Source organism: Gilliamella sp. ESL0441 (assembly GCF_019469185.1).
Classification (GTDB): domain Bacteria; phylum Pseudomonadota; class Gammaproteobacteria; order Enterobacterales; family Orbaceae; genus Gilliamella.
Genome location: NZ_CP048264.1, coordinates 2,557,102 through 2,581,432, shown reverse-complemented (window position 1 = coordinate 2,581,432; position 24,331 = coordinate 2,557,102). Strand labels below are relative to the sequence as shown.

Annotated in this window: 19 protein-coding genes, 1 tRNA gene and 3 rRNA genes; 10 read left to right on the top strand and 13 right to left on the bottom strand. The window is 38.1% G+C overall.

Annotated elements, in window-relative coordinates; all coding sequences use genetic code 11:
* Positions 1–98 precede the first annotated feature (98 nt).
* Positions 99–929 carry a 4-hydroxybenzoate octaprenyltransferase gene (ubiA, locus tag GYM75_RS11460; protein ID WP_220216057.1) on the top strand — a complete coding sequence of 277 codons (831 nt, stop codon included), beginning with the start codon at positions 99–101 and terminating at the stop codon, positions 927–929.
* A 132-nt stretch (positions 930–1,061) separates the two neighbouring features.
* On the opposite strand, the gene folP is transcribed toward ubiA, so the two are convergent.
* The 3 genes from folP to rlmE form a co-directional block, all read right to left on the bottom strand.
* Positions 1,062–1,898, bottom strand: coding sequence for a dihydropteroate synthase (gene folP / locus GYM75_RS11455; RefSeq protein ID WP_220216056.1), 837 nt, complete (start codon positions 1,896–1,898; stop codon positions 1,062–1,064).
* Positions 1,899–2,068: 170 nt separating this feature from the next.
* A complete protein-coding gene (ftsH, locus tag GYM75_RS11450; protein WP_255556894.1) occupies positions 2,069–3,937 on the bottom strand; it encodes an ATP-dependent zinc metalloprotease FtsH in 1,869 nt (622 codons plus the stop codon).
* Between the two features lie 85 nt (positions 3,938–4,022).
* Complete coding sequence (gene rlmE, locus GYM75_RS11445; RefSeq protein WP_220216054.1) at positions 4,023–4,649, bottom strand: 23S rRNA (uridine(2552)-2'-O)-methyltransferase RlmE; 627 nt, start codon at positions 4,647–4,649, stop codon at positions 4,023–4,025.
* A gap of 98 nt (positions 4,650–4,747) precedes the next feature.
* Between rlmE and yhbY the strand changes: the two genes are divergently transcribed.
* Positions 4,748–5,041 (top strand): ribosome assembly RNA-binding protein YhbY, encoded by a 294-nt coding sequence (gene yhbY, locus GYM75_RS11440; protein WP_065559637.1) that lies wholly within the window; start codon positions 4,748–4,750, stop codon positions 5,039–5,041.
* A gap of 65 nt (positions 5,042–5,106) precedes the next feature.
* On the opposite strand, the gene greA is transcribed toward yhbY, so the two are convergent.
* Positions 5,107–5,583 carry a transcription elongation factor GreA gene (gene greA, locus GYM75_RS11435; protein ID WP_065559646.1) on the bottom strand — a complete coding sequence of 159 codons (477 nt, stop codon included), beginning with the start codon at positions 5,581–5,583 and terminating at the stop codon, positions 5,107–5,109.
* Between the two features lie 264 nt (positions 5,584–5,847).
* Between greA and GYM75_RS11430 the strand changes: the two genes are divergently transcribed.
* The 3 genes from GYM75_RS11430 (at position 5,848) to hslO (ending at position 8,781) form a co-directional block, all read left to right on the top strand.
* Positions 5,848–7,425, top strand: a complete 1,578-nt coding sequence (locus GYM75_RS11430; protein ID WP_220216053.1) for an AsmA family protein — start codon at positions 5,848–5,850, stop codon at positions 7,423–7,425.
* Positions 7,426–7,508: 83 nt separating this feature from the next.
* Complete coding sequence (hslR, locus tag GYM75_RS11425; protein ID WP_220216052.1) at positions 7,509–7,916, top strand: ribosome-associated heat shock protein Hsp15; 408 nt, start codon at positions 7,509–7,511, stop codon at positions 7,914–7,916.
* A gap of 1 nt (position 7,917) precedes the next feature.
* Positions 7,918–8,781: an Hsp33 family molecular chaperone HslO gene (gene hslO, locus GYM75_RS11420; RefSeq protein ID WP_220216051.1), complete on the top strand. Its 864-nt coding sequence runs from the start codon at positions 7,918–7,920 to the stop codon at positions 8,779–8,781.
* A 189-nt stretch (positions 8,782–8,970) separates the two neighbouring features.
* On the opposite strand, the gene tsaA is transcribed toward hslO, so the two are convergent.
* From tsaA to metN, 4 genes are all read right to left on the bottom strand, one after another.
* The gene (gene tsaA, locus GYM75_RS11415) at positions 8,971–9,699 is read right to left on the bottom strand and encodes a tRNA (N6-threonylcarbamoyladenosine(37)-N6)-methyltransferase TrmO (protein ID WP_370632184.1); all 729 of its coding nucleotides are present in this window, start codon (positions 9,697–9,699) and stop codon (positions 8,971–8,973) included.
* 133 nt (positions 9,700–9,832) lie between these two features.
* A complete protein-coding gene (metQ, locus tag GYM75_RS11410; RefSeq protein ID WP_220216049.1) occupies positions 9,833–10,735 on the bottom strand; it encodes a methionine ABC transporter substrate-binding lipoprotein MetQ in 903 nt (300 codons plus the stop codon).
* A 14-nt stretch (positions 10,736–10,749) separates the two neighbouring features.
* On the bottom strand, positions 10,750–11,391 hold the full coding sequence (locus GYM75_RS11405) for a methionine ABC transporter permease (protein ID WP_370632183.1): 642 nt from the start codon (positions 11,389–11,391) through the stop codon (positions 10,750–10,752).
* A 112-nt stretch (positions 11,392–11,503) separates the two neighbouring features.
* A complete protein-coding gene (gene metN, locus GYM75_RS11400) occupies positions 11,504–12,535 on the bottom strand; it encodes a methionine ABC transporter ATP-binding protein MetN (RefSeq protein ID WP_220216047.1) in 1,032 nt (343 codons plus the stop codon).
* A gap of 117 nt (positions 12,536–12,652) precedes the next feature.
* Here metN and gmhB point away from each other — a divergent pair, with 117 nt between their 5' ends.
* Positions 12,653–13,189, top strand: coding sequence for a D-glycero-beta-D-manno-heptose 1,7-bisphosphate 7-phosphatase (gene gmhB, locus GYM75_RS11395; protein WP_220216046.1), 537 nt, complete (start codon positions 12,653–12,655; stop codon positions 13,187–13,189).
* Between the two features lie 32 nt (positions 13,190–13,221).
* On the opposite strand, the gene GYM75_RS11390 is transcribed toward gmhB, so the two are convergent.
* Positions 13,222–13,947, bottom strand: coding sequence for a DUF4184 family protein (locus GYM75_RS11390; protein WP_220216045.1), 726 nt, complete (start codon positions 13,945–13,947; stop codon positions 13,222–13,224).
* Between the two features lie 493 nt (positions 13,948–14,440).
* Between GYM75_RS11390 and GYM75_RS11385 the strand changes: the two genes are divergently transcribed.
* The 4 genes from GYM75_RS11385 (at position 14,441) to rrf (ending at position 19,479) form a co-directional block, all read left to right on the top strand.
* Positions 14,441–15,978: ribosomal RNA gene (locus GYM75_RS11385) — 16S ribosomal RNA — on the top strand.
* Between the two features lie 53 nt (positions 15,979–16,031).
* Positions 16,032–16,107, top strand: a tRNA-Glu gene (locus GYM75_RS11380).
* Positions 16,108–16,310: 203 nt separating this feature from the next.
* Positions 16,311–19,210: ribosomal RNA gene (locus GYM75_RS11375) — 23S ribosomal RNA — on the top strand.
* A 153-nt stretch (positions 19,211–19,363) separates the two neighbouring features.
* Positions 19,364–19,479, top strand: a 5S ribosomal RNA gene (rrf, locus tag GYM75_RS11370).
* Together the 16S, 23S and 5S rRNA genes with 1 tRNA gene alongside form the textbook arrangement of a ribosomal RNA operon.
* A gap of 753 nt (positions 19,480–20,232) precedes the next feature.
* On the opposite strand, the gene GYM75_RS11365 is transcribed toward rrf, so the two are convergent.
* The 4 genes from GYM75_RS11365 to GYM75_RS11350 all read right to left on the bottom strand — a co-directional run bounded on the left by GYM75_RS11365 (position 20,233) and on the right by GYM75_RS11350 (position 24,257).
* Positions 20,233–21,027 carry an ABC transporter ATP-binding protein gene (locus GYM75_RS11365; protein ID WP_220216044.1) on the bottom strand — a complete coding sequence of 265 codons (795 nt, stop codon included), beginning with the start codon at positions 21,025–21,027 and terminating at the stop codon, positions 20,233–20,235.
* Positions 21,020–21,973, bottom strand: a complete 954-nt coding sequence (locus tag GYM75_RS11360; protein ID WP_220216043.1) for an ABC transporter permease — start codon at positions 21,971–21,973, stop codon at positions 21,020–21,022. Before GYM75_RS11360 ends, GYM75_RS11365 begins: the two co-directional genes overlap by 8 nt.
* Before the next feature lie 59 nt (positions 21,974–22,032).
* Entirely contained in the window at positions 22,033–23,007 is a 975-nt protein-coding gene (locus GYM75_RS11355; RefSeq protein ID WP_220216042.1) for an ABC transporter substrate-binding protein, read from the bottom strand.
* A 290-nt stretch (positions 23,008–23,297) separates the two neighbouring features.
* The gene (locus GYM75_RS11350) at positions 23,298–24,257 is read right to left on the bottom strand and encodes an ABC transporter substrate-binding protein (protein WP_220216041.1); all 960 of its coding nucleotides are present in this window, start codon (positions 24,255–24,257) and stop codon (positions 23,298–23,300) included.
* Positions 24,258–24,331: the final 74 nt, after the last annotated feature.

Sequence of the window (24,331 nt, the reverse complement as noted above, 5' to 3'; positions counted from 1 at the left end):
TAATAGTAGCAATTAAATTGGCTCAGTTATTGAGAGCGTTACAGTTTTTGAAGGAAAAGGTATAATTTACCCATTGTTATATAAGATAGAAATCAGATATGTTAGCTTATTTACAACTTATGCGGTTAGATAAACCAATTGGAATCTTGCTATTGCTTTGGCCAACTATAACGGCAATTTGGCTTGCAAATCCTCATCCGCCCGTTGAACTTGTTGTTATCTTTGTACTGGGTGTTGTTGTGATGCGAGCGGCAGGGTGTGTGGTAAATGATTATGCCGATCGCCATTTTGATGCGCATGTGGAGCGAACCCAACACCGTCCGTTAGCGCAAGGCGTATTAACCGCAAAGAATGCTTTATGGACATTATTGATATTGTTGTTAATGGCTGCTTGTTTATTATTCTTTTTAAATACTTTGTCGTGGATGATTGCTGGCTGTGCATTGTTAACTGCAATGATTTACCCGTTTATGAAGCGTTATACCTACTTTCCGCAAATAGTATTAGGGATTGCATTTAGTTGGAGCATTCCAATGGTCTATGCGGCCACAATTGAACAGTTCCCGTTAACCTGTTGGTTATTGTGTTTGGCAAATATTTGTTGGACAGTTGCTTATGATACGGAATATGCCATGGTTGATCGCAATGATGATATCAAAATTGGCATTAAATCAACGGCTGTTTTGTTTGGGCATTATGATAAATTGATAATTGGCATTTTACAGATAATAACGGTGATTTGCTTGATAATTATTGGTTTGAGTCATCATCTGTCTTTTATTTACTATAGTGGAATATCGATCATGTCGTTACTGTTTCTTTATCAACAATGGTTAATAAACGATCGTGATAGAACTCGATGCTTCAAAGCTTTTCAAAATAATAATTATGTTGGATTAGTGATGTTTTTAAGTGTTGTTATTGTTTAATGATTATTAGAAACAGTAATACCAAAAGTTGAAAATTCTTAAGAATAAAACAAAAAGGGATTTTTATCTTATTTGTCTAAAAATTCCCTTTTTAACAAAATAACAGCTCATTTTGTTGAAGTTAAATCCCGTTTATTCCTGTTCAGCTAAAGTGGCTTGCACAATTCGCAGTGCATCAAAGGTTTCTTTTACATCATGAACTCGAATAATCTGTGCACCTTTCATCGCTGCAATTACTGCACAAGAAACACTACCTAACATACGTTCTTTAGGCGGAACATTTAATACTTGTCCAATCATCGATTTTCGCGACATACCAACTAATAGCGGTAAATGAAAGTGATGAAATTTTTCAAGTGTTGCTAGTAATCGATAATTGTGTGCTAATGTTTTACCAAAGCCAAAACCCGGGTCAAGAATAATTTTTTCTCGCTCAATCCCTGCATTGATGCAACGATTGATATGTTGGGCAAAAAATTGATCGACTTCTTGATAGATGTCTTGCTGATAATGTGGTGCATTTTGCATAGTTTGAGGATCGCCTTGCATATGCATAATGCAAACTGGTAATCCTGTTTGGGCTGCGGCTTCGACTGCACCAGACTCTGTTAATGCTCGTATATCATTAATTAAGTGGGCTCCTGCTTTTGCTGACTCTGTCATAACTTGGGGTTTAGAGGTATCAACAGAAATCCAAACATCAAAATAGCGAGCCACTTTTTCAACTAAAGGCACCACTCTATCTAGCTCTTCTTCAACTGATACAATGGCTGCACCAGGGCGTGTTGATTCGCCGCCTATATCAATAAATGTTGCGCCTGCTTGTATCATATTATCAACTCGACGCATGGCATCATCAAGATTGTTATAATTACCGCCATCAGAAAACGAATCCGGCGTCATGTTTACGATACCCATTACTTGAGGAAAAGAGAGATCCATAATTTGATTGTTGAAACGAATTTCCATGATTATGCCTTATTTAAGTCATCTGCTACTCAATTTTGCTATCGTTAAACTTAGTTATAAGCTAAAAACAATAGCAAAATCATTTAAGCTTGTTACCTGTTTGTATTTTAGATTTATCTAAATTATCCGATAAAAAACGCGCCGTAGCGCGTTATAGAAATTAAAACAGATTAATTATCCGATTCAGGTGGTGTATCACGACCTTCATTTGGTACTTCTTGTGCTGCTTTTTCATCACTGGCTGTCCAACCCTCTGGTGGCGTGACTGGCTGGCGATTCATCAGTTCATCAATCTGTTTTTTATCAATTGTTTCATATTTGAGTAAAGCATCTTTCATTGCATGAAGAATATCAATATTTTCAGTTAATGTTGTTTTAGCTCGTTGATAGTTTCGTTGAAGGATTGCATTAACTTCTTCATCAATAATTTTAGCTGTACCATCAGATATTTTCTTCATGACTCCATAAGAAGACTCTTCATATTCAAACAATGCAGGTGGTAAACGATCTGAGAAGCCCCATTGTGTCACCATTGCTCTGGCTACATTTGAAGCGTATCGTATATCACTTGAAGCACCAGAGGTAATTTTATCTTCGCCATAAATTAAGCCTTCGGCAATTCGTCCTGCATAAGCTGTTGAAATTTTTGATTCTAACTGAGTACGAGTTTGACTAATTTGATCACCTTCCGGTAAGAAGAAGGCGACACCTAACGCCCCTCCACGAGGAATAATCGTGACTTTATGGAGCGGATCATGATCTGGCATTAAATAACCCACAATTGCGTGTCCCGCTTCATGATAAGCCGTATTGGTTAATTGCTCTTTTGTCATGGATAATGAACGACGTTGAGTACCCATATCGATTTTATCTTTGGCTTCTTCAAACTCATCCATCGTGACTAAACGTTTATTACGGCGAGCGGCAAATAGCGCTGCTTCGTTAACTAAATTAGCTAATTGAGCACCCGAATAATTTGGTGTTCCGCGGGCTAGCACTGCTAGATTAACATCAGACCCTAAAGGCACTTTACGTACATGTACTGCCAGAATTTGCTCACGACTTTTTAAGTCAGGTAAATCAATTTGAACTTGACGGTCAAAACGACCTGGACGAAGTAATGCAGGATCGAGAATATCAGCACGGTTTGTTGCTGCAATCATAATAATACCACTGTTAGCTTCAAAACCATCCATTTCAACTAACATTTGGTTTAGGGTTTGTTCGCGTTCGTCATGACCGCCCATTGAACCCGCTCCACGTTTGCGACCAACAGCATCAATTTCATCAATAAAGATAATACAAGGTGAATGTTTACGGGCTTGTTCAAAGAGATCACGTACCCGTGATGCGCCCACACCAACGAACATTTCAACAAAGTCGGAACCTGAAATACTAAAGAAAGGCACATTGGCTTCACCGGCAATGGCTCTAGCTAACAATGTTTTACCAGTACCCGGTGGCCCAACCATCAAAATACCTTTTGGTATACGTCCACCTAATTTTTGGTATTTCCCTGGATCACGTAAAAAATCGACCACTTCTGTTACTTCTTGCTTGGCTTCTTCACTGCCTGCGACATCGGTAAATTTGGTTTTTACTTGATCTGGTGCTAACATCCGAGCTTTACTTTTACCCACCGACATTGGCCCACCTTTACCACCGCCTTGCATTTGACGCATGACAAAGATCCAAAATCCGATTAATAAAATAATGGGGAACCAAGAGATTAAAATACTTGCTAACAAACTTGGTTTTTCATCAGGGCTACCATAAACGGCAACTTTATTTAAGACTAAGTCATCCATTAATTTTTCATCAAAATAGGGAATGTAAGTCACATAATTACTATTACCTTTTGTTGTGGCAATAATTTCGCGCCCATTAATATGCACTTCTTGGATTTTACCACTGGTGATATCGGAATTAAATTGAGTATAATTGACTTGAGGACCGCTATTTGATACTGAGCTGAATTGATTAAATACAGCTATCAATACTACAGCAATAATTCCCCAGATCAGTAAATTCTTTACCATGTCGTTCAAAAGAAAAACCTCTCATAAAAATTAACAGTTACGACTAAAATTAGGAAGTAATGTTACTACAAAATTGTGCTACTGGCTACTTCATACCCATTGCAACGATATAAACTTCTCTCGATCGTGATCTCGACGCTTCAGGTTTACGAATCTTAACAGTTTTAAACATCGTTCTTACTTGTTTTAAATAATCTTCAAATCCTTCACCTTGAAATACTTTGACAATAAAATTGCCGTTTGGGGCAAGGACATCTCGACACATATCTAAGGCAAGTTCAACTAAATACATTGCTCTGGGAATATCAACAGCAGGTTGACCACTCATATTCGGAGCCATATCTGACATGACGACTTGTACTTTTTCTTCACCAACACGGTCAAGTAGAGCCTTAAGCACAGCTTCGTCTCGGAAATCACCTTGTAGGAAATCAACACCGACAATCGGATCCATCGGTAATAAATCGCAAGCGATAATTCGTCCTTTGCTACCAATAACAGACGCCACATATTGTGACCATCCACCAGGCGCTGCGCCTAGATCAACAACGGTTATTCCAGGTTTAAATAATTTGTCACTTTTTTGAATTTCTTCTAATTTGAACCATGCTCGCGATCGTAAACCTTTTTTTTGTGCTTGTTGCACAAAGCGATCATTAAAATGTTCATTAAGCCAACGAGTCGAGCTTGCTGAGCGTTTTTTGTTACTCACAGGGAATAAATCCTTATAGTAAAGAGTTCTCTTCAATTGATTACAAATATATATAAGGGTAGAATAACAAAATTGCAACTTAATGTGATAAAAAAATAATGAATTTATCAAATAAACAAAAACAGTATTTAAAAGGTGAAGCTCATCATTTAAAACCGATTGTTATGATCGGTGCAAATGGGTTTACTGAAGGTGTGCTTGCAGAGATTGAAAATGCGTTAAACTTTCATGAGTTAATCAAGATTAAGGTGTCTGCTGAAGATAGAGAGACGAAAAAACTTATTTGCGAGGCAATTATACGTGAAACGCATGCCCTTGCAGTACAACAAGTTGGTTCTATTTTTACTATTTTTAGACCAAGTGAAGAGAAGAAAATCACGTTACCTAAATAATACGATTAATAAACAGGGTATTCGCCCTGTTTATCTGTAGCAAATGACAATGCAGAATTAACTTTTTAAATATATTCTACTTTAACAATATCAAACTCTACATCGCCACCAGGCGTTTTGATTTGTACTGTGTCACCATCTTCTTTACCAATTAATCCTCTGGCAATAGGGGAATTAACCGAAATGAGATTTTGTCGATAGTCAGCTTCATCATCACCCACAATTCGATAAGTGGTTTCTTCATCAGTATCCACATTGATAACAGTGACGGTAGCACCAAAAATAATTCTGCCAGTGTTTTTGACTTTGGTAATGTCTATAATTTGTGCTTGTGATAACTTTCCTTCAATTTCTTGAATACGTCCTTCACAAAAACCTTGTTGTTCTCTTGCTGCATGATACTCTGCATTTTCTTTTAAATCACCGTGTGCTCTTGCTTCGGCTATTGCTGCTGTAATTTGAGGTCTTTTAACATTTTTTAGCTCTTCAAGTTCAGCACGTAATAATTCAGCTCCCTTTACTGTCATTGGGATTTGTTTCATTTGTGTTTCTCCCGCTTTATTTATATTAAATAAAAACAATCCCTCATCTTACTTTAAATAAAGGCAGAGTGATCGATTCCATTTGGTATTTTAACGTTTCAATTATCAATATTTATATATTAACTGCAAAACTCATGTAACGACAAATCATTTATATCAAAATAAGATGCTATTTCATCTAAAATCGTTTATCGTAGTATCATTGTGAACGGCTTATTATAACAATTTAATTTATTTATGCGACGAATACGATTTTACATAATCATGTTTTTGTTCATTGTTTGGTCTTTGATTTTACTAACATATTTTTTAGTACAGACGGCTTTTGGGGCAAAAATAATAAGTGAGCAATTATCAAAATTAAGTTCCTATACTATCTCAATTGGTCATGTTCACCATTCTTTTTCAAATGTTTATGAAGTTGTCTTGGATGATGTTGTCATCAGCGATGGTCAGCAACAGATAGCTAATATTCCTAAATTAGTCATCGGATTAGACAAAAATGATTTGTGGCAATTAAACCATTTTAATTATATTACTGTTATTGATGGAACATTGAATGAAACTAAACTTGAAAATTATAATTTTTCGGCAAATTTCTTAAAATTCATTAATTCAACTGCTACGGTTTCTGTTAACGATGGCGCGGATAAAATCAAATTTCAACAAGCAAATGGTGGAATCAAGCCATTTTCCCTTTCAAACACCGAAAAATATCAATTTGAATTTACTTTAAACAAATTCCAATTTAATGAATTCGATATTAATTCGGTTGTTATTGAAGGTTTTCATCGAGATGGTGTAACGACCATAACAAATTTAGGTGGAAATATTGAAAATGGATTTTTCATAAGTAAATTAAAAATACTTGCAGATAAAAGTTGGGATATTGAGCAATTAAAATTAAATAATATCCATTATGAATCTCACATAAATAATTTTTGGGAAGCCTATGCAACATATTTGCCCACTTTTACTGTTCACCAATTATCGATATTTGAAAGTAGTTTACAACTTCCTTCTCTTTTAGTAGAAAAGGGGAATTTAGAGGCGAAAAATATTCATTTTAATAAAGAAGGATATTTTGACCAAAGTGCTGTAACGTTTAGTGCAGACAATGTTGTTTGGTATGATAATTTATTTTCTTCAGTACTACTTCAATTAAAACTTGATGAAAATAATATTGAAATTCAAAAAGCAATAGCAACTTGGAATAAAGGAAATATTAACTTTAAAGGAAGTTGGCATAATGATGTTTTAAAGTTAGATCAGCTAACTCTGGCGGGTGTAATTTATCAATTACCTAAACCGTTTGAACATTTTAATTTACCAGAAATATTTAGCAGAATTGAAATTGGAAAATTATCTGTTCTTCCTAGTATGATATTAAATGTTGATCCAAATTATCCATTTACATTTACAAATTGCGAGGGAACGGGCTCAAATATTACAATAGTAAAAGGTAAAAATTTAGGCTTAGAATCTGGAAAACTCAGTTTTATGGCTGAAAGAGGTTCAGTCAATAGTGTGGAAATTAATCATCCCGATTTGGTTATAGATTATGATTCAGATAATCATAATTCATTTAACTTCAATGGTCTGGTTAGCAATGGTGTGCTTGAAATAAAAGCAAATCTTAATTCTACCCAAACAGAGTTTTCATCTTTTGTACTTAAGGCATCTAATATCTCAAGTCAATTATTAACGGACTTAAAATTAGTAAAAGACGTTCCTGAAGTGACTAATTATACTGCTGAATTATATGGGAAGTTTGCACCATTTAGTTTAATAGGTGCAATAATTTTCAATAATACTAATTTTGGCATTAAACCTGACAATTGATTTTTATAAAGTGGACCTTATATATTAAAAATGTTTGAAATGCTTTTTTTGTCTTATAAAACTGAATTAGTGATAAACAAAAAATGAAAAATATGGTTCCAGTAAGATTAGATAAATGGTTGTGGGCTGCACGGTTTTATAAAACGCGTTCACTCGCTCGTGAAATGGTCGAAGGGGGAAAAGTTCACTATAATGGTCAACGAACTAAACCTAGTAAGATAGTTGAAGTTGGTGCAATATTGACCCTTCGGCAAGGTTCAGATCAAAAAACAATTAAAATTCTTGCAATTAATGAGCAGCGGAGACCTGCGCAAGAAGCTCAATTACTTTATCAAGAAACACCAGAAAGCTTAGATAAACGTGAAAAAATTGCCGAAGCACGTAAGCTTAATGCATTAACCATGCCACATCCTGATAGAAAGCCGGATAAAAAAGAGCGGCGTAATTTAATAAAATTTAAATATGATAGACAACAAGGCGACAAAAATTGATATGGATACTTTAAATCGATTTATCTTTGATAATCACCCTGTTCGTGGTGAAATAACTCGTTTAGAACAAACTTACCAAGCAATTTTAGATAACCATAATTATCCTGTAGCAGTACAAAATTTATTGGGTGAGTTACTGGTTGCGACGAGTTTATTAACCGCAACCTTAAAATTTGAAGGCGATATTGCGGTTCAATTACAAGGTGATGGTCCTCTGCGTTTAGCGGTTGTTAATGGCAATCATCATCAACAATTACGTGGGGTAGCTCGGGTTAATGGTGACATTGCTGATAATGCGTCACTGAAAGATATGGTGGGTAATGGCTATATTGTAATTACCATTACGCCCAAGAATGGAGAACGCTATCAAGGTATTGTCGGACTTGAAAAAGAGACGCTAATAGGATGTATTGAAAATTACTTTATGCAGTCTGAACAGTTGCCAACTAGATTATTTGTTAAAACAGGTGTTTACAATAATAAACCAATGGCTGCCGGCATATTATTGCAAGTGTTACCAGCTAATGAAAATACTGAAGATTCTTTTGATCATCTATGCGCTTTAACCGAAACAATCACGAGCGATGAATTATTTAAACTAACCAGTGATGAAATTTTATATCGCCTTTATAATCAAGAACAAGTTCGACTGTTTGAAACTGAGAATGTTACATTTAAATGTGGTTGTTCTCGGCAACGTTTTGAAGATAGTCTAGTAACAATACCGCAAAATGAAATTAATGAAATTCTCAAAGAGGATGGCGGTAAGATTGATATCCTATGTGACTATTGCGGTAAGCATTATATCTTTGATGAAATTGATATTGCAAAAATGAGAAACAAGCAACACGTCAATTACCACTAATTAATCATTTCTTTTTGATATAAATGATGTTATTAAAGTAAAAACGGTCAGCTATTTAATAGTTGACCCTCTCCTTTATTAAATTTTAAATTCAATTTTCTTATTTATTAATATATCGATAGCTAAAAGTGCACAGCGTTCTGAGCTCTATTACATTTCTTATATGTAGGAAAATTCTCAAATAAAATATTAGGTAACGGATTTTAGGTCAGAATTGATACAAATATCTTGAACTACTACATGTTGCTGGGCTATTTGCCATTGAATATTAAAATTATACAAGCATATACCATATGTCTGTTTTTCAGTATTATGATGCTTATAGGCTGGTCTAGGATCTTGAGCTATAACTTGGGTAATTAACTCTTTCAATTGAGGATAACTTTGTTGATGTAAAGAGATGGATTCTAATGCTTGAGAAGAAAATTCAACTGTTAATTTTTTTTCTGGAGACGTTTGTGCATAGCCAGCAGTGGCATCTGGATAACTATCACAATAAGGTAGATAGGGTTTTATATCGATTATAGGTGTGCCATCAACTAAATCTAAACTTCCTAATTTTAAAATAACTTGTTTATTTTTAATGACTATGTCTTTTAATTCTACTGCCGAAAGCCCGATATGATTGGGTCTAAATGGGGAACGAGTTGCAAATACGCCTAACGTTTTATTTCCACCTAAACGAGGAGGACGAACGGTTAAGCGCCACTTGTTCTGATCTATATGGTGGAATTGAAATAGCAACCATAAATGTGAAAACTGTTCTAATCCTTTAACACTATTAGGATCGTTATAAGGTGCCAATAAATGAAGTTCTCCATGTCCAGCAGGAACTAAATTCGGTTGTCTGGGTACAGCAAATTTTTCGCTATAAGGGGAATGTATAATACCAATGGGGTCTATATGCCAGGTCATGATCTTAACTATGCTCTACTAAGTTAATGTATGGTCTGCAGTATCTCACTCAATAACTCTATCTATTTTGTCTTTAATTGTTTCCGCCGACCTTAAATCGGCGGAATTTTGATTTATTAATGTTTTTGGTAAGTTATTACCAACCACGAATAGCACCACCATTAAAAATTTGATCTGCCTTTTGCGCTACAGCATCAGTTTGGTAAGCTTTCACAAAATTTTTGATATTCTCGTTATCTTTATCAGCTTCACGGGCAACGATAATATTAACGTAAGGGGATTCTTTATCTTCAACAAAAATGCCATCTTTACTTGGCGTTAAATTTGCTTGTCCGGCAAATGCATTATTGATAATAGCAAGGTCAACTTGTGCATCGTCTAAAGAGCGTGGCAACATAGGCGCTTCAAGCTCAACAATTTTATAATTATTAGGATTACTGGTGATATCTAAAACTGTCGGTAATAAACCTTTTGATTTATCAACGGTAATTAATCCTTCATGTTGTAATAACAATAGTGCACGACCTAAATTAGTTGGATCATTTGGAATCGCAATGGTTGAGTTAGCTGGAATAAAGAAAGTTTCGCCACGCGGAGATGTCACTTTCACGCCTTCACCCGTTGGCGTAGCATTGTCGATTGGTTTAAGTTTATGAGAATAACTTGCAATTGGGTAAACAAATGAATTACCGACAACAGCTAATTTGTAACCACGCTCTTTCATTTGCTCATCTAAATAAGGTTTATGTTGGAATGCATTAACGTCAATTAATCCATCATTTAATGCTTGATTAGGGGTGACATAATCATTGAAAATAACCAACTCAACATCTAAATGATAAAGATCCTTAGCTTGTTGTTTTACCACTTCGGCTACTTCTTGTTCGGGCCCTGAAATAACACCGACTTTAAGTGTCGTCATATTATCTGATTGATTTGAATTGTTATTTTCCGATACTGTTTGTTTACTATTATCACAACCCGTTACAAAAAAGGCACTGACTAAGGTGGTAATTAATGCTAGCTGTTTAATTGACATAATTTTCTCCAAAATTAATGATGAGTTACGCGTTTTACAATGGCATTTCCTATAAACTGAATAATAAATACAATAATGATTAAGATAACTAAAACTGTATTCATTATAGCAGGCTTGTATCCATTGTAACCATATTGAATTGCCAATTGACCAAGACCACCTGCACCAACAGCGCCTGCCATGGCAATATAACCCGTTAGCGTAATTAAAGTAATTGTCATACTATTAACAATGACCGGTAAGGATTCAGGTAATAATACTTTATAAATGATTTGAAATGGCGTTGCACCCATTGAGCGAGCTGCTTCAATCAAACCTTTTGGAACATCTAATAATGCATTTTCAATCATGCGAGCGATTAATGGTGAAACACCTATACTTAGTGGCACAACAGCAGCTTGTTTACCAATAAACGTTCCCATTAAGAAAGTTGTAAAAGGAATAATCCAAACAATCAATATAATAAAAGGTATTGAACGAAATATATTCGTTATAAATGAAATAACACTATTAGCGATATAACAATCTAAAATTTGTCCTTTACGAGTGGTATAAAGAAGTATACCAATCGGTAATCCAATAACGGTTCCCCAAAATCCAGATAAGATAACCATATAAAGTGTTTCATCCGTTGCTTGTGCCATTTTAAATAACATGGCTTCATTAAAACCATTAAAAGAAGAGCAAAAAGCGACAAAATCACCCCAAAAATTGTAGTGTGCTAAATATCGAAATAAGGTTTCGAAAGGTTTAAAAGAAGGAATAAAACTAAACATAACCAAGCACCTCTACGTTGGTGTTATTTTTTTCTAAAAATTCAATTGCGGATTCAATACTTTTCGTCTCGCCCTTCATTTCCGCTAGCATTAAACCAAATTTAACGCCACCGGCGTAATCCATCTGAGCGCTAATAATATTGCTTTCGATATTGAATTGTTGAGCAATTTGCGATAACAGCGGTAAATCAACCGAAACACCTGAAAACTCTAGGCGTACTAGGGGATTAAGTCCTTCTCTATACTTTTTTGATAGCTTAGTTAAATAGTCATCAGGAATGTTTAAATGTAAAGTAGATTGAATAAATTGACGGGCAATATCGGTTTTAGCATGGGAAAACATTTCACCTACTGATGATTGTTCAATTAACTCTCCATTGCTAATAACGGCAACTTGATCGCAAATCTGTTTAACGACATCCATTTCATGGGTAATTAATAAGATTGTTAATTCAAGTTTCTGGTTGATTTCTTTTAATAAAGTTAAAATCGAACGCGTTGTTTCTGGATCAAGGGCACTGGTTGCTTCATCACACAATAATACTTTAGGGTCACTTGCCAAGGCTCGTGCGATAGCAACACGTTGCTTTTGTCCACCAGATAAATTGGCTGGATAGACATTTGCTTTTTCAGTCAAACCAACTAATGCGATTAGTTCATCGACTTTTTGCTTAATCTTAGCTTTGGGTGTCCGATTAAGTTCAAGAGGAAAAGCAATATTATCAAATACGGTACGTGATGAGAGAAGATTAAAATGTTGAAAAATCATGCTGATTTTTCGACGAACAGGAATTAATTGTCGATTAGATAGATTAGTTATCTCTTGATTATCTAAAAAAATTTTACCACTTGTCGGCTTTTCTAACAGATTGACACAGCGAATCAATGTACTTTTTCCAGCGCCTGATTTACCGATAACCCCATAAATTTTACCTTTGGGTACATTAATAGTAATATCCTTTAATGCGTGGATTAACGTATTATTATGTTCAAAAGTTTTCGAAATATGTTGTAATTGTATCATAATATATAAAAGCAAAATGCGAATAGTTGAATATTAAGACGTCTAGACATCTAAGTCAATCAATAATATATTATGCAAATTAGGATAAATACCTAAATAAAAGGAAAATGAGTAAATATGAAGCCTGCTATTTTTTTAGATCGTGATGGTACAATAAACATCGATTATAACTATGTGCATACAATTGATAAATTCCACTTTATTGACGGAGTTATTGAGGCAATGCAAGAGCTCAAAAAAATGGGTTTCTTATTAGTTATTACCACCAATCAATCTGGAATTGCCAGAAACAAATTTTCTGAAGAGCAATTTCATACTTTAACTGAATGGATGGATTGGTCGTTACAAGACAGAGGTGTTGACTTAGATGGTATCTATTATTGTCCGCATGATCCACTAGTCGATCATTGTGAATGCCGAAAACCAAGCCCAGGTATGATTCAAACCGCAGCGAAAGAGTTAGGCATTGATATTGCTAATTCCTATATGGTGGGCGATAAACTTTCAGATCTATTATCAGGTAAAAGGGCTGGGGTCAAAAAAACCGTTTTAGTGAAAACGGGCGACCCAATCACTGAAGAAGTCGTTGCTCAAGCCGATTGGGTAATCGATAGTTTGGCGGATTTACCTAATAAAATAAAAGCAGAATCTTAACATTCTAAAACAATACTATTCTATTACGGTGTTTAAAATAAACGCCGTATAATTCTCAATACAAGTGGTGCTAATATTAATCCTAAAAATAGTGCATCAATAAAGTTCACCACATTTTGACCAAAAGTATGGATAGTATTAGCGAAAAAAAGAGAGAAACCACTTATAACGATCATCATAACCAAACCCCAATATAGAACACTAACCGTATTCCTTTTATCAGTCATGATCGGTAATCTAAGAATAAAGAGGCATATTAAACTCATTCCGACCAAAGTACTGCCATGCTGTAGTAATTGGTAGATAGGAATATCAATATTGTTTAGGGAAATTGACTGTTGTAAAAAAGGGATGTGTTTAACTACAAAACCAGTTAAGTGAGTAAAACTATCCCAACCAATATGAGACAATATGCCCATTACTGCTGATGTCAAAACAATAAACCAATGATGCAAGCAATACTGATTCCAATTAAAAGTAAGATAATGAGCAAATCGTTTAAAAAGGAAATGAGGCAAATTTTTGATTAGTTCATTACGAATGATGGAATGAAAGATAAAAGCAACCATTAATGTTATTGGCAGATCAAAATAAACAATACCAAATAAAGTATGGCTCATATCACTTTTTATTTTCATTCTAAGAAAATATTCAAAGTCAGGGGACATGCTACCTATAATTAAGGCTGTCATTGAAAAAAATTGAGGCTTTTTATTAAAAGGTAAAACAATTGCTGGGTGTGCGAAAGTAAAAGGCATATGAAAAATCCATCTTAATAAGTTAGCCTAAAGCAAACATATCATAACTGACATAATAAATAATAATAAAGAAAGTTTGTAAAATTTGTATAGGATCAGTTTGTTTTCAATACGGCATGGGTAAAAAAAACACAAACAGAAATAAAATTGCAATAAACGCTTGCATGATTTTTTTAAGGCTCTATAATGCGCATCCACTGACACGGCGTCAGCGAAAGCAGGCGGTAAAAGAGGTTAGTGAGCAGGATCAAAAATTTTGAAAAAAGATCTTGACGAATAAAAAGGTGTAGCGTAGTATACGCAGCCCTTGAGACAGTAAAAGCGAAAGCGAAAAAAATACTGTCAGCTCTTTAAAAAGAAGAAACAGACAATCTGTGTGGGCACTTGCGAGACGAAAAATTAAAAGTCTACGGACTCAAAAAATTAAGTCTTGATAAGTGACACTGAAGATTCATTTGAATATGTCAGAAACAGTTATTGAGCATCAAACTTTAAATTGAAGAGTTTGATCATGGCTCAGATTGAACGCTGGCGGCAGGCTTAACACATGCAAGTCGAACGGTAACATGAGTGCTTGCACTTGATGACGAGTGGCGGACGGGTGAGTAAAGTATGGGGATCTGCCAAATGGAGGGGGACAACAGTTGGAAACGACTGCTAATACCGCATAAAGTTGAGAGACCAAAGTACGGTTCCGAAAGGACGTGCGCCATTTGATGAACCCATATGGGATTAGCTAGTTGGTGGGGTAAAGGCTCACCAAGGCGACGATCTCTAGCTGGTCTGAGAGGATGACCAGCCACACTGGAACTGAGACACGGTCCAGACTCCTACGGGAGGCAGCAGTGGGGAATATTGCACAATGGGGGAAACCCTGATGCAGCCATGCCGCGTGTATGAAGAAGGCCTTCGGGTTGTAAAGTACTTTCGGTAGTGAGGAAGTTGTGTGTATGAAAAGTGCATGCAGTTGACGTTAGCTACAGAAGAAGCACCGGCTAACTCCGTGCCAGCAGCCGCGGTAATACGGAGGGTGCGAGCGTTAATCGGAATGACTGGGCGTAAAGGGCATGTAGGCGGATAATTAAGTTAGGTGTGAAAGCCCCGGGCTCAACCTGGGAATTGCACTTAAAACTGGTTATCTGGAGTATTGTAGAGGAAGGTAGAATTCCACGTGTAGCGGTGAAATGCGTAGAGATGTGGAGGAATACCGGTGGCGAAGGCGGCCTTCTGGACAGATACTGACGCTGAGATGCGAAAGCGTGGGGAGCAAACAGGATTAGATACCCTGGTAGTCCACGCTGTAAACGATGTCGATTTGGAGTTTGTTGCCCTGAGTGATGGGCTCCGAAGCTAACGCGATAAATCGACCGCCTGGGGAGTACGGCCGCAAGGTTAAAACTCAAATGAATTGACGGGGGCCCGCACAAGCGGTGGAGCATGTGGTTTAATTCGATGCAACGCGAAGAACCTTACCTGGTCTTGACATCCACAGAATCTGGCAGAGATGCTGGAGTGCCTTCGGGAACTGTGAGACAGGTGCTGCATGGCTGTCGTCAGCTCGTGTTGTGAAATGTTGGGTTAAGTCCCGCAACGAGCGCAACCCTTATCCTTTGTTGCCATCGATTAGGTCGGGAACTCAAAGGAGACTGCCGTTGATAAAGCGGAGGAAGGTGGGGACGACGTCAAGTCATCATGGCCCTTACGACCAGGGCTACACACGTGCTACAATGGCGTATACAAAGGGAGGCGACCTCGCGAGAGCAAGCGGACCTCAGAAAGTACGTCTAAGTCCGGATTGGAGTCTGCAACTCGACTCCATGAAGTCGGAATCGCTAGTAATCGTGAATCAGAATGTCACGGTGAATACGTTCCCGGGCCTTGTACACACCGCCCGTCACACCATGGGAGTGGGTTGCACCAGAAGTAGATAGCTTAACCTTCGGGAGGGCGTTTACCACGGTGTGATTCATGACTGGGGTGAAGTCGTAACAAGGTAACCGTAGGGGAACCTGCGGTTGGATCACCTCCTTACGAAGCGCTCGTAAGTGTTCACACAGATTGTTTGTTTATGAAGAAATAATTAAGTCCCCTTCGTCTAGAGGCCTAGGACATCGCCCTTTCACGGCGGTAACAGGGGTTCGAATCCCCTAGGGGACGCCATCAGATGAGATTATTTCTTGAATTAATTATGTTTGTATTTACTTGCATGAGTAAATAGAAAGATAAAGCTCTTTAACAATTAGGAACAAGCTGAAAGAAACGAGTTCTCGTTTTTACGGAAGGCATTGATACGAAAGTATGGATGTTATGAAGTAGAAAAGAGAAAAAAGCGTAATAGAAACCAAGACAACTGTGAGTTGTAAGGTTAAGAAATTAAGCGTACACGGTGGATGCCTAGGCAATCAGAGGCGAAGAAGGACGTGTTAATCTGCGAAAAGCGACGGTGAGCCGATAAAAGGCGTTATAGCCGTCGATGTCCGAATGGGGAAACCCAGTGCAGGTGACTGCACTATCATCTGATGAATACATAGTCAGATGAGGCGAACCGGGAGAACTGAAACATCTAAGTACCCCGAGGAAAAGAAATCAACCGAGATTCCCCTAGTAGCGGCGAGCGAAAGGGGAGGAGCCCAAAGCGGGTAGCATAATGTATCAGTGGAAGCGTCTGGAAAGTCGCACGACAGAGGGTGAAAGTCCCGTACACGAAGATGGATTATGTGGAAGCTTGAAGAGTAGGGCGGGACACGTGATATCCTGTCTGAATATGGGGGGACCATCCTCCAAGGCTAAATACTCCTGATTGACCGATAGTGAACCAGTACCGTGAGGGAAAGGCGAAAAGAACCCCGGGAGGGGAGTGAAATAGACCCTGAAACCGTGTACGTACAATCAGTGGGAGCATGTACCGTTGGGTATGTGTGACTGCGTACCTTTTGTATAATGGGTCAGCGACTTATATTCTGTAGCAAGGTTAACCGAATAGGGGAGCCGAAGGGAAACCGAGTATTAACTGTGCGTTAAGTTGCAGGGTATAGACCCGAAACCCGGTGATCTAGCCATGGGCAGGTTGAAGGTTGGTTAACACTAACTGGAGGACCGAACCGACTAATGTTGAAAAATTAGCGGATGACCTGTGGCTGGGGGTGAAAGGCCAATCAAACCGGGAGATAGCTGGTTCTCCCCGAAAGCTATTTAGGTAGCGCCTCATGTATAACTGTTGGGGGTAGAGCACTGTTTCGGCTAGGGGGCCATCCCGGCTTACCAACCCGATGCAAACTCCGAATACTGACAAGTTTAATCATGGGAGACACACGGCGGGTGCTAACGTTCGTCGTGAAGAGGGAAACAACCCAGACCGCCAGCTAAGGTCCCCAAGTCATAGTTAAGTGGGAAACGAAGTGGGAAGGCTTAGACAGCTAGGATGTTGGCTTAGAAGCAGCCATCATTTAAAGAAAGCGTAATAGCTCACTAGTCGAGTCGGCCTGCGCGGAAGATGTAACGGGGCTAAAACTATGCACCGAAGCTGCGGCAGTGCACGTAAGTGTATTGGGTAGGGGAGCGTTCTGTAAGCCGTAGAAGGTGTGTTGTGAGGCATGCTGGAGGTATCAGAAGTGCGAATGCTGACATAAGTAACGATAAAGCGGGTGAAAAGCCCGCTCGCCGGAAGACCAAGGGTTCCTGTCCAACGTTAATCGGGGCAGGGTGAGTCGACCCCTAAGGAGAGGCCGAAGGGCGTATCTGATGGGAAACGGGTTAATATTCCCGTACTGGCTATAACTGCGATGGGGGGACGAAGAAGGCTAGGTTTACCACCTATTGGATGGTGGGTTAAGCGTGTAGGGGTGTGATTAGGCAAATCCGGTCACTGAGACCCTGAGGCGTGATGACGAGCTACTAAGGTAGTGAAGTAATTGATGCCCTGCTTCCAGGAAAATCCTCTAAGCTTCAGGTTATAGTTAATCGTACCCGAAACCGACACAGGTGGTCAGGTAGAGAATACTCAGGCGCTTGAGAGAACTCGGGTGAAGGAACTAGGCAAAATGGTGCCGTAACTTCGGGAGAAGGCACGCTGATGGTAATTGAAGTCCCATGCGGATGGAGGAGAAGTCAGTCGAAGATACCAGCTGGCTGCAACTGTTTAATAAAAACACAGCACTGTGCAAACACGAAAGTGGACGTATACGGTGTGACGCCTGCCCGGTGCTGGAAGGTTAATTGATGGGGTTATGCGTAAGCAGAAGCTCTTGATCGAAGCCCCAGTAAACGGCGGCCGTAACTATAACGGTCCTAAGGTAGCGAAATTCCTTGTCGGGTAAGTTCCGACCTGCACGAATGGCGTAATGATGGCCAGGCTGTCTCCACCCGAGACTCAGTGAAATTGAAATCGCCGTGAAGATGCGGTGTACCCGTGGCAAGACGGAAAGACCCCGTGAACCTTTACTATAGCTTGACAGTGAACATTGAGCCTTAATGTGTAGGATAGGTGGGAGACTTTGAAGCATGCACGCCAGTGTGTGTGGAGTCATCCTTGAAATACCACCCTTTAATGTTTGATGTTCTAACCTATACTTCTGAATCGAGGTAAGGGACACTGTCTGGTGGGTAGTTTGACTGGGGCGGTCTCCTCCCAAAGAGTAACGGAGGAGCACGAAGGTTAGCTAATCCTGGTCGGACATCAGGAGGTTAGTGCAATGGCAAAAGCTAGCTTGACTGCGAGAGTGACGGCTCGAGCAGGTACGAAAGTAGGTCATAGTGATCCGGTGGTTCTGAATGGAAGGGCCATCGCTCAACGGATAAAAGGTACTCCGGGGATAACAGGCTGATACCGCCCAAGAGTTCATATCGACGGCGGTGTTTGGCACCTCGATGTCGGCTCATCACATCCTGGGGCTGAAGTAGGTCCCAAGGGTACGGCTGTTCGCCGTTTAAAGTGGTACGCGAGCTGGGTTTAGAACGTCGTGAGACAGTTCGGTCCCTATCTGCCATGGGCGTAGGAAAATTGAGAGGGTTTGCTTCTAGTACGAGAGGACCGAAGTGAACGCACCGCTGGTGTACGGGTTGTGATGCCAATTGCATTGCCCGGTAGCTACGTGCGGAATAGATAAGTGCTGAAAGCATCTAAGTACGAAACTAGCCTCGAGATGAGTTTTCCCTGATGAGAATCAGTAAGGTCCGTTTGAGACTAAGACGTAGATAGGTCAGGTGTGTAAGTGTAGTGATACATTGAGCTAACTGATACTAATGAACCGAGAGTCTTAACCTTACAACTCGGAGTTGTTTTGGGATTATGCGAATAGAGAGAAGAGAAAATCATCGGAAGGTGATTGAATATTGTAGAAACAGTTTGTTCCGGATTGAGGAATTGATGTAAAGATGAGATAATGTACATCAATAGAGAAAGAGAAGACAGGATATGTCTGGCGGTAATAGCGCGGTGGTCCCACCTGACCCCATGCCGAACTCAGAAGTGAAACGCCGTAGTGCCGATGGTAGTGTGGGTATTACCCATGTGAGAGTAGGGTGCCGCCAGACTTTTAAATAAGTGCGAGAGCCCAGCAGAGATGCTGGGTTTTTTTGCTATCTATGATTTAAGAAATTAAAATCAACGTAATTGAAGAGCAGAGAGGGATATAGTCTGGAAATGAGCTCATTAATCACTTTTAATAAACCATTTAAAGCGGTATCTCATGAATAATATCAAACAGCAGATTGGATCTACCTAATACTTATTACAAATATTAATAAGTTTGTTTGATGTTAATAACATGTCTATTATCTACATTAAGTCGTCGATTACAAAATTCCATTAAATATCTATTGTTATATCAGTGTAATGTCGTAGTTCAATTTTCATAGCATAAAAAATATTAATCTGTAGATTTAACCTGCCCAATGAGTGATAAATTTGTTTGATGCTAATAACATATCTGTTATTTAGACTAGATTGTTGATTATAAAATTCCATTAAAGATTAAATGGTTAACACTTAACTGGCGAATAGCCAAGCCAAGTGCTCTCTATAATAACAATGAGTCAAATTTATGCTCTTTATTGGAAAGATATTGAATCGAAGTTAATGTCTGTAGATTAAATATTTAAAAAAAGCATAAGCTAAGGTACTTTATTATTGACCATCCATTAATATGGAAAAGTGATCTTTAAGTAGCGTATGCTTTGATAACATTGTGTGAGTAATTGAAAGAGCTTAAAGTTTGGAGAGTTTGATTGGACAGACAAAAAGAGAAAGCAATACTCCTAATAAGGAATATTGCTTGTTTGTTAATATTAACCTAAAAGTAAGGCATCGTCGGTAACTTTTTCACCGCGTGTTTTTTCAAACATAGCTAATAAGTCATTTACTGTCATCTTATCACGTTGTTCACCAGAAACATCAAGTACGACTTGTCCCTGATGAAGCATTACGGTCCTGTTTCCGTATTCTAGAGCTTGTTTCATTGAATGTGTTACCATCATGGTTGTTAACTGGTTTTTGCCCACTATTTCATTAGTCAGATCTAGAACGAATTGAGCTGTTTTAGGATCAAGTGCAGCGGTGTGTTCATCGAGTAACAAAATTTTAGATGGCTGTAAGGTCGACATCAATAAACTTATTGCTTGTCTTTGTCCTCCTGAAAGTAACCCCATCATATCGGATAAACGATTTTCGAGACCTAAATTTAAAGTCGCAAGCTTTTCCTTAAATATGGACTGAATTTTGCGATTAAGTGCAGGGCGTAATGTAAAACAACGTCCACGATTATAAGCAATAGCAAGATTTTCTTCGATGGTTAAATTTTCACAGGTTCCCACCATCGGATCTTGAAACACTCTGGCAACCATTCCTGCTCTTTTCCAGGCAGGAACACGCGTTACATCTTTGCCATTGATGATGACATGCCCTGAGTCACTAAGTAAATCTCCGCTAATAATATTAAGTAACGAACTTTTACCCGCACCATTACTACCAATAATCGTAACAAACTCACCTTCTTTTATATTTAAATTTAAGCCACGTAATACGTGATTTTCAATAGGTGTACCTTGGTTAAAGGTTAATTGCAATTGTTCAACGTTAAGCATGTTTATTTCCTCTTTTTTTCGAGTATTTTTTTAATTGCTTAGGTAGTACAAGAGCAAGTACAACCAATATTGCGGTAATAAGATTTAAGTCTTCTGTGCCTACACCTATTTTGTGCAAAAACTCATTACTAAGTGCTACAGCTATAAATAAACGATAAAGAATAGCGCCTAGAATAACTGCCAGCATAATTGCCCATATACGTTTTGTTGGGAAGATACTTTCACCAATGATAATAGAAGCAAGACCAATGACGATTGTCCCCACACCGATAGTAATATCAGCACTGCCCTGAGTTTGCACAAATAATGAACCGCCTAATGCGATTAAGCCATTGGAAATAGCCATACCTAAAATGGTGATGCTGCCCGTTGGGACACCTTGAGATCTAGCCATTCTTTGGTTTGTACCGGTAGCTCTCAATGCCAATCCCATTTGGGTGTTTAAAAATAAATGTAGCAATAACCAAACCACAACAACAAAGCCAAAAACCATAACGGATTGAATAATATATTGGTTACTGTAGTCTTCTGAAATAAAGGGTGAAAAAATAGTTTTCGCATCCAATAACGCAAGATTCGGTGATCCTGAATATTCAGTTGTTTCGTGAGTAATATAACGTCCAAGACCTAATATCCTTAAATTGATTGAATACAAACCTATCATGACAATAATACTGGATAATAATTGCAAAATATTGAGCTTAACATAAAGCAATCCAGTCAAACTACCGGCGATACACCCCGCAAACATACCTAAAAGTGTGGCAATCCAAGGGTCAATACCAATATAAATACATAAACCACATACTGCGCCACCTAACGGGAAGCTGGCATCGGCTGTTAGATCTGGAAAATCGAGTAAACGGAAAGATATAAAAACACCTAAGCTCACAATGGCATAAATAAGTCCAATTCCCAGCGAGCCTATTAAAAATTCAAAAGACATGAAAAAAACCTATTAAAATTAACCGCTAATATTAGCGGTATCGTGATAAAATTAAAAAACTATTCAACAATCTTCGTTGCTGATTTCAATACATCTTCAGATAATACGACGCCTTGTCGCTCAGCTGCTTTTTTATTGATTGTTAACTGTGTAATGTTACCTATTTGTGGCGGAATATCGCCAGGTTTTTCACCATTAAGAATGCGGATAACGATTTTACCAGCTTGGCGTCCTAAGTCATAATAACTCATTCCCAAGGCCGCGATGGCTCCGCGTTCGGCTGAGTCAGGATCGGAGGCTAACAAAGGTATTTTACTTTCATTAGCGACTTTTGCTAAAGACTCGTAAGCCGAAACGACATTGTTATCGGTAGTGGTATAAATCAGATCAACTTTACCTTTTAAACTTCTTGCTGCTGTAGAAATATCTGAAGTACGTTGAGCAGGAGCTGCGATAATTTGCATACCACGTTTTTCTAGTGCTGATTGTAATTGTTTAAGTACAATAGTTGAATTGACTTCGCTAGGACTATAGACATAACCAATGTTTTTCGCATCTGGTTTGATTTTTAACATCATATCTATTTGCGCATCTAACGGTAGTGCATCAGAAACACCGGTCACATTGGTTTTTGACGCTTCCCAACTAGGGGTTAATCTTGCGGCAACGGGATCTGTTACAGCCGTGAAAATGATTGGAATACGTTTAGTCGTCGCTAATAAAGCTTGTGAGCTAGGTGTTGCAATTCCGACAATCACATCGGGTTTATTCGCAGCAAATTGTTTAGCGATTTGAACAGCATTAGCACTACTGCCTTGAGCGCTGGCATACTGTAATTTTAAGTTTTCACCGTTGATATAACCATTATCTTTTAATTCATCTTCCACCCCTCTTCGAACATTATCTAATGCAGGATGTTCAACAATGGCTGTAATAGCAACATACTTTTGTTCCTTTGCTGTATCAGCAAACGATGAAAAAGTAAGGGTTGATAAACAGAGTAGCATAATAAGTTTACAAATACGATTACGCATATAGGTACCTTTGTAATAATTTTTTTACAACTTAGATAAATATGTGTTTACTATAAATCATATTTAAATAATTTTCTAGGAATATCACTTTATTTAGCTGTAAATTTTTAATTACAATCTGTTATGATTAGTGATTGTAAAGCACTTTTAATCGACAAAAATTGGGTATATTTTGCTTCTTTTATAGATAAAAAAAACGAAAATAATCATTCGTTCGAGAGTAAGCGAGTTCTGTTGATAATAGGGGTATGCTCTGCTGATTGATTCAGCAAAGCATAAATGGGATTATGTTATTCACCAATGACTTTATAAGCGGACTGAATAACTTCAGGCGATAATGTTGCGCCTTGTTTTTTCGCGGCTTCAATATTGATAACCAGTCGTAATGCTTGTCCAATTTCTGGCGCAATACTGCCGGGTTTTTCTCCATTCAAAATGCGAACAACAAGTTTGCCTGATTGACGACCAACATCATAATAACTCATGCCATAAGCCGCAACGGCGCCTCTTTCAATTGCATCAGGAAAAGATGCTAATAAAGGAATTTTGTTTTCATTAGCAAATTTCACTAATGATTCATAAGCAGATACAACATTGTTATCGGTTGTCGTATAAATCAAGTCAACTTTGCCTTTTAACGAATTTGCCGCAGTGGAAATATCCGCAGTTCGTTGTGCGGGCACTGCAACCAATGAAATATTTTGTTCTGCAAGTTGTGCTTTCAAATTTTTCATTACCACAGTGGAATTGATTTCACTTGGACTGTAGATGTATCCTACCGATTTTACATTCGGGACAATTTTTTTCATAAAGTCGATTTGAGGCCCAATCTCTTGAAAATCAGATACACCCGTAATATTGGTATTGGTTGGTTCCCAATTTTTAACTAGCTTTGCGGCAATGGGATCAGTAATTCCTGCAAATACGAGTGGGATTTGTTTAGTTACTGCGGCTGTTGCTTGTGCACTTGGAGTTGCAATAGCGACGATAACATCGGGTTTATCGGCAATAAATTGTCTGGCAATTTGTGCTGCAGTCGCGCTACTGCCTTGGGCGCTTTTGTACTTAACCGTTAAATTTTCATTTAATATATAACCACTGCTTGTTAATTCATCTTTTACACCATCTCGGATTTGATCTAGTGAGGGATGTTCAACAATTGCAGTTATGGCAACACTTTTTACCGTATTTGCTATACACATAAAAGGGGTAATTAACATCAAACAACTGAATAAAAAAAAGCGTTTCATAAAAATAAACTCGCAAACTAGTACAATAGTATTATTCTAAACTGATTCAATCAAAATGTTAAGGTGTAATTGGA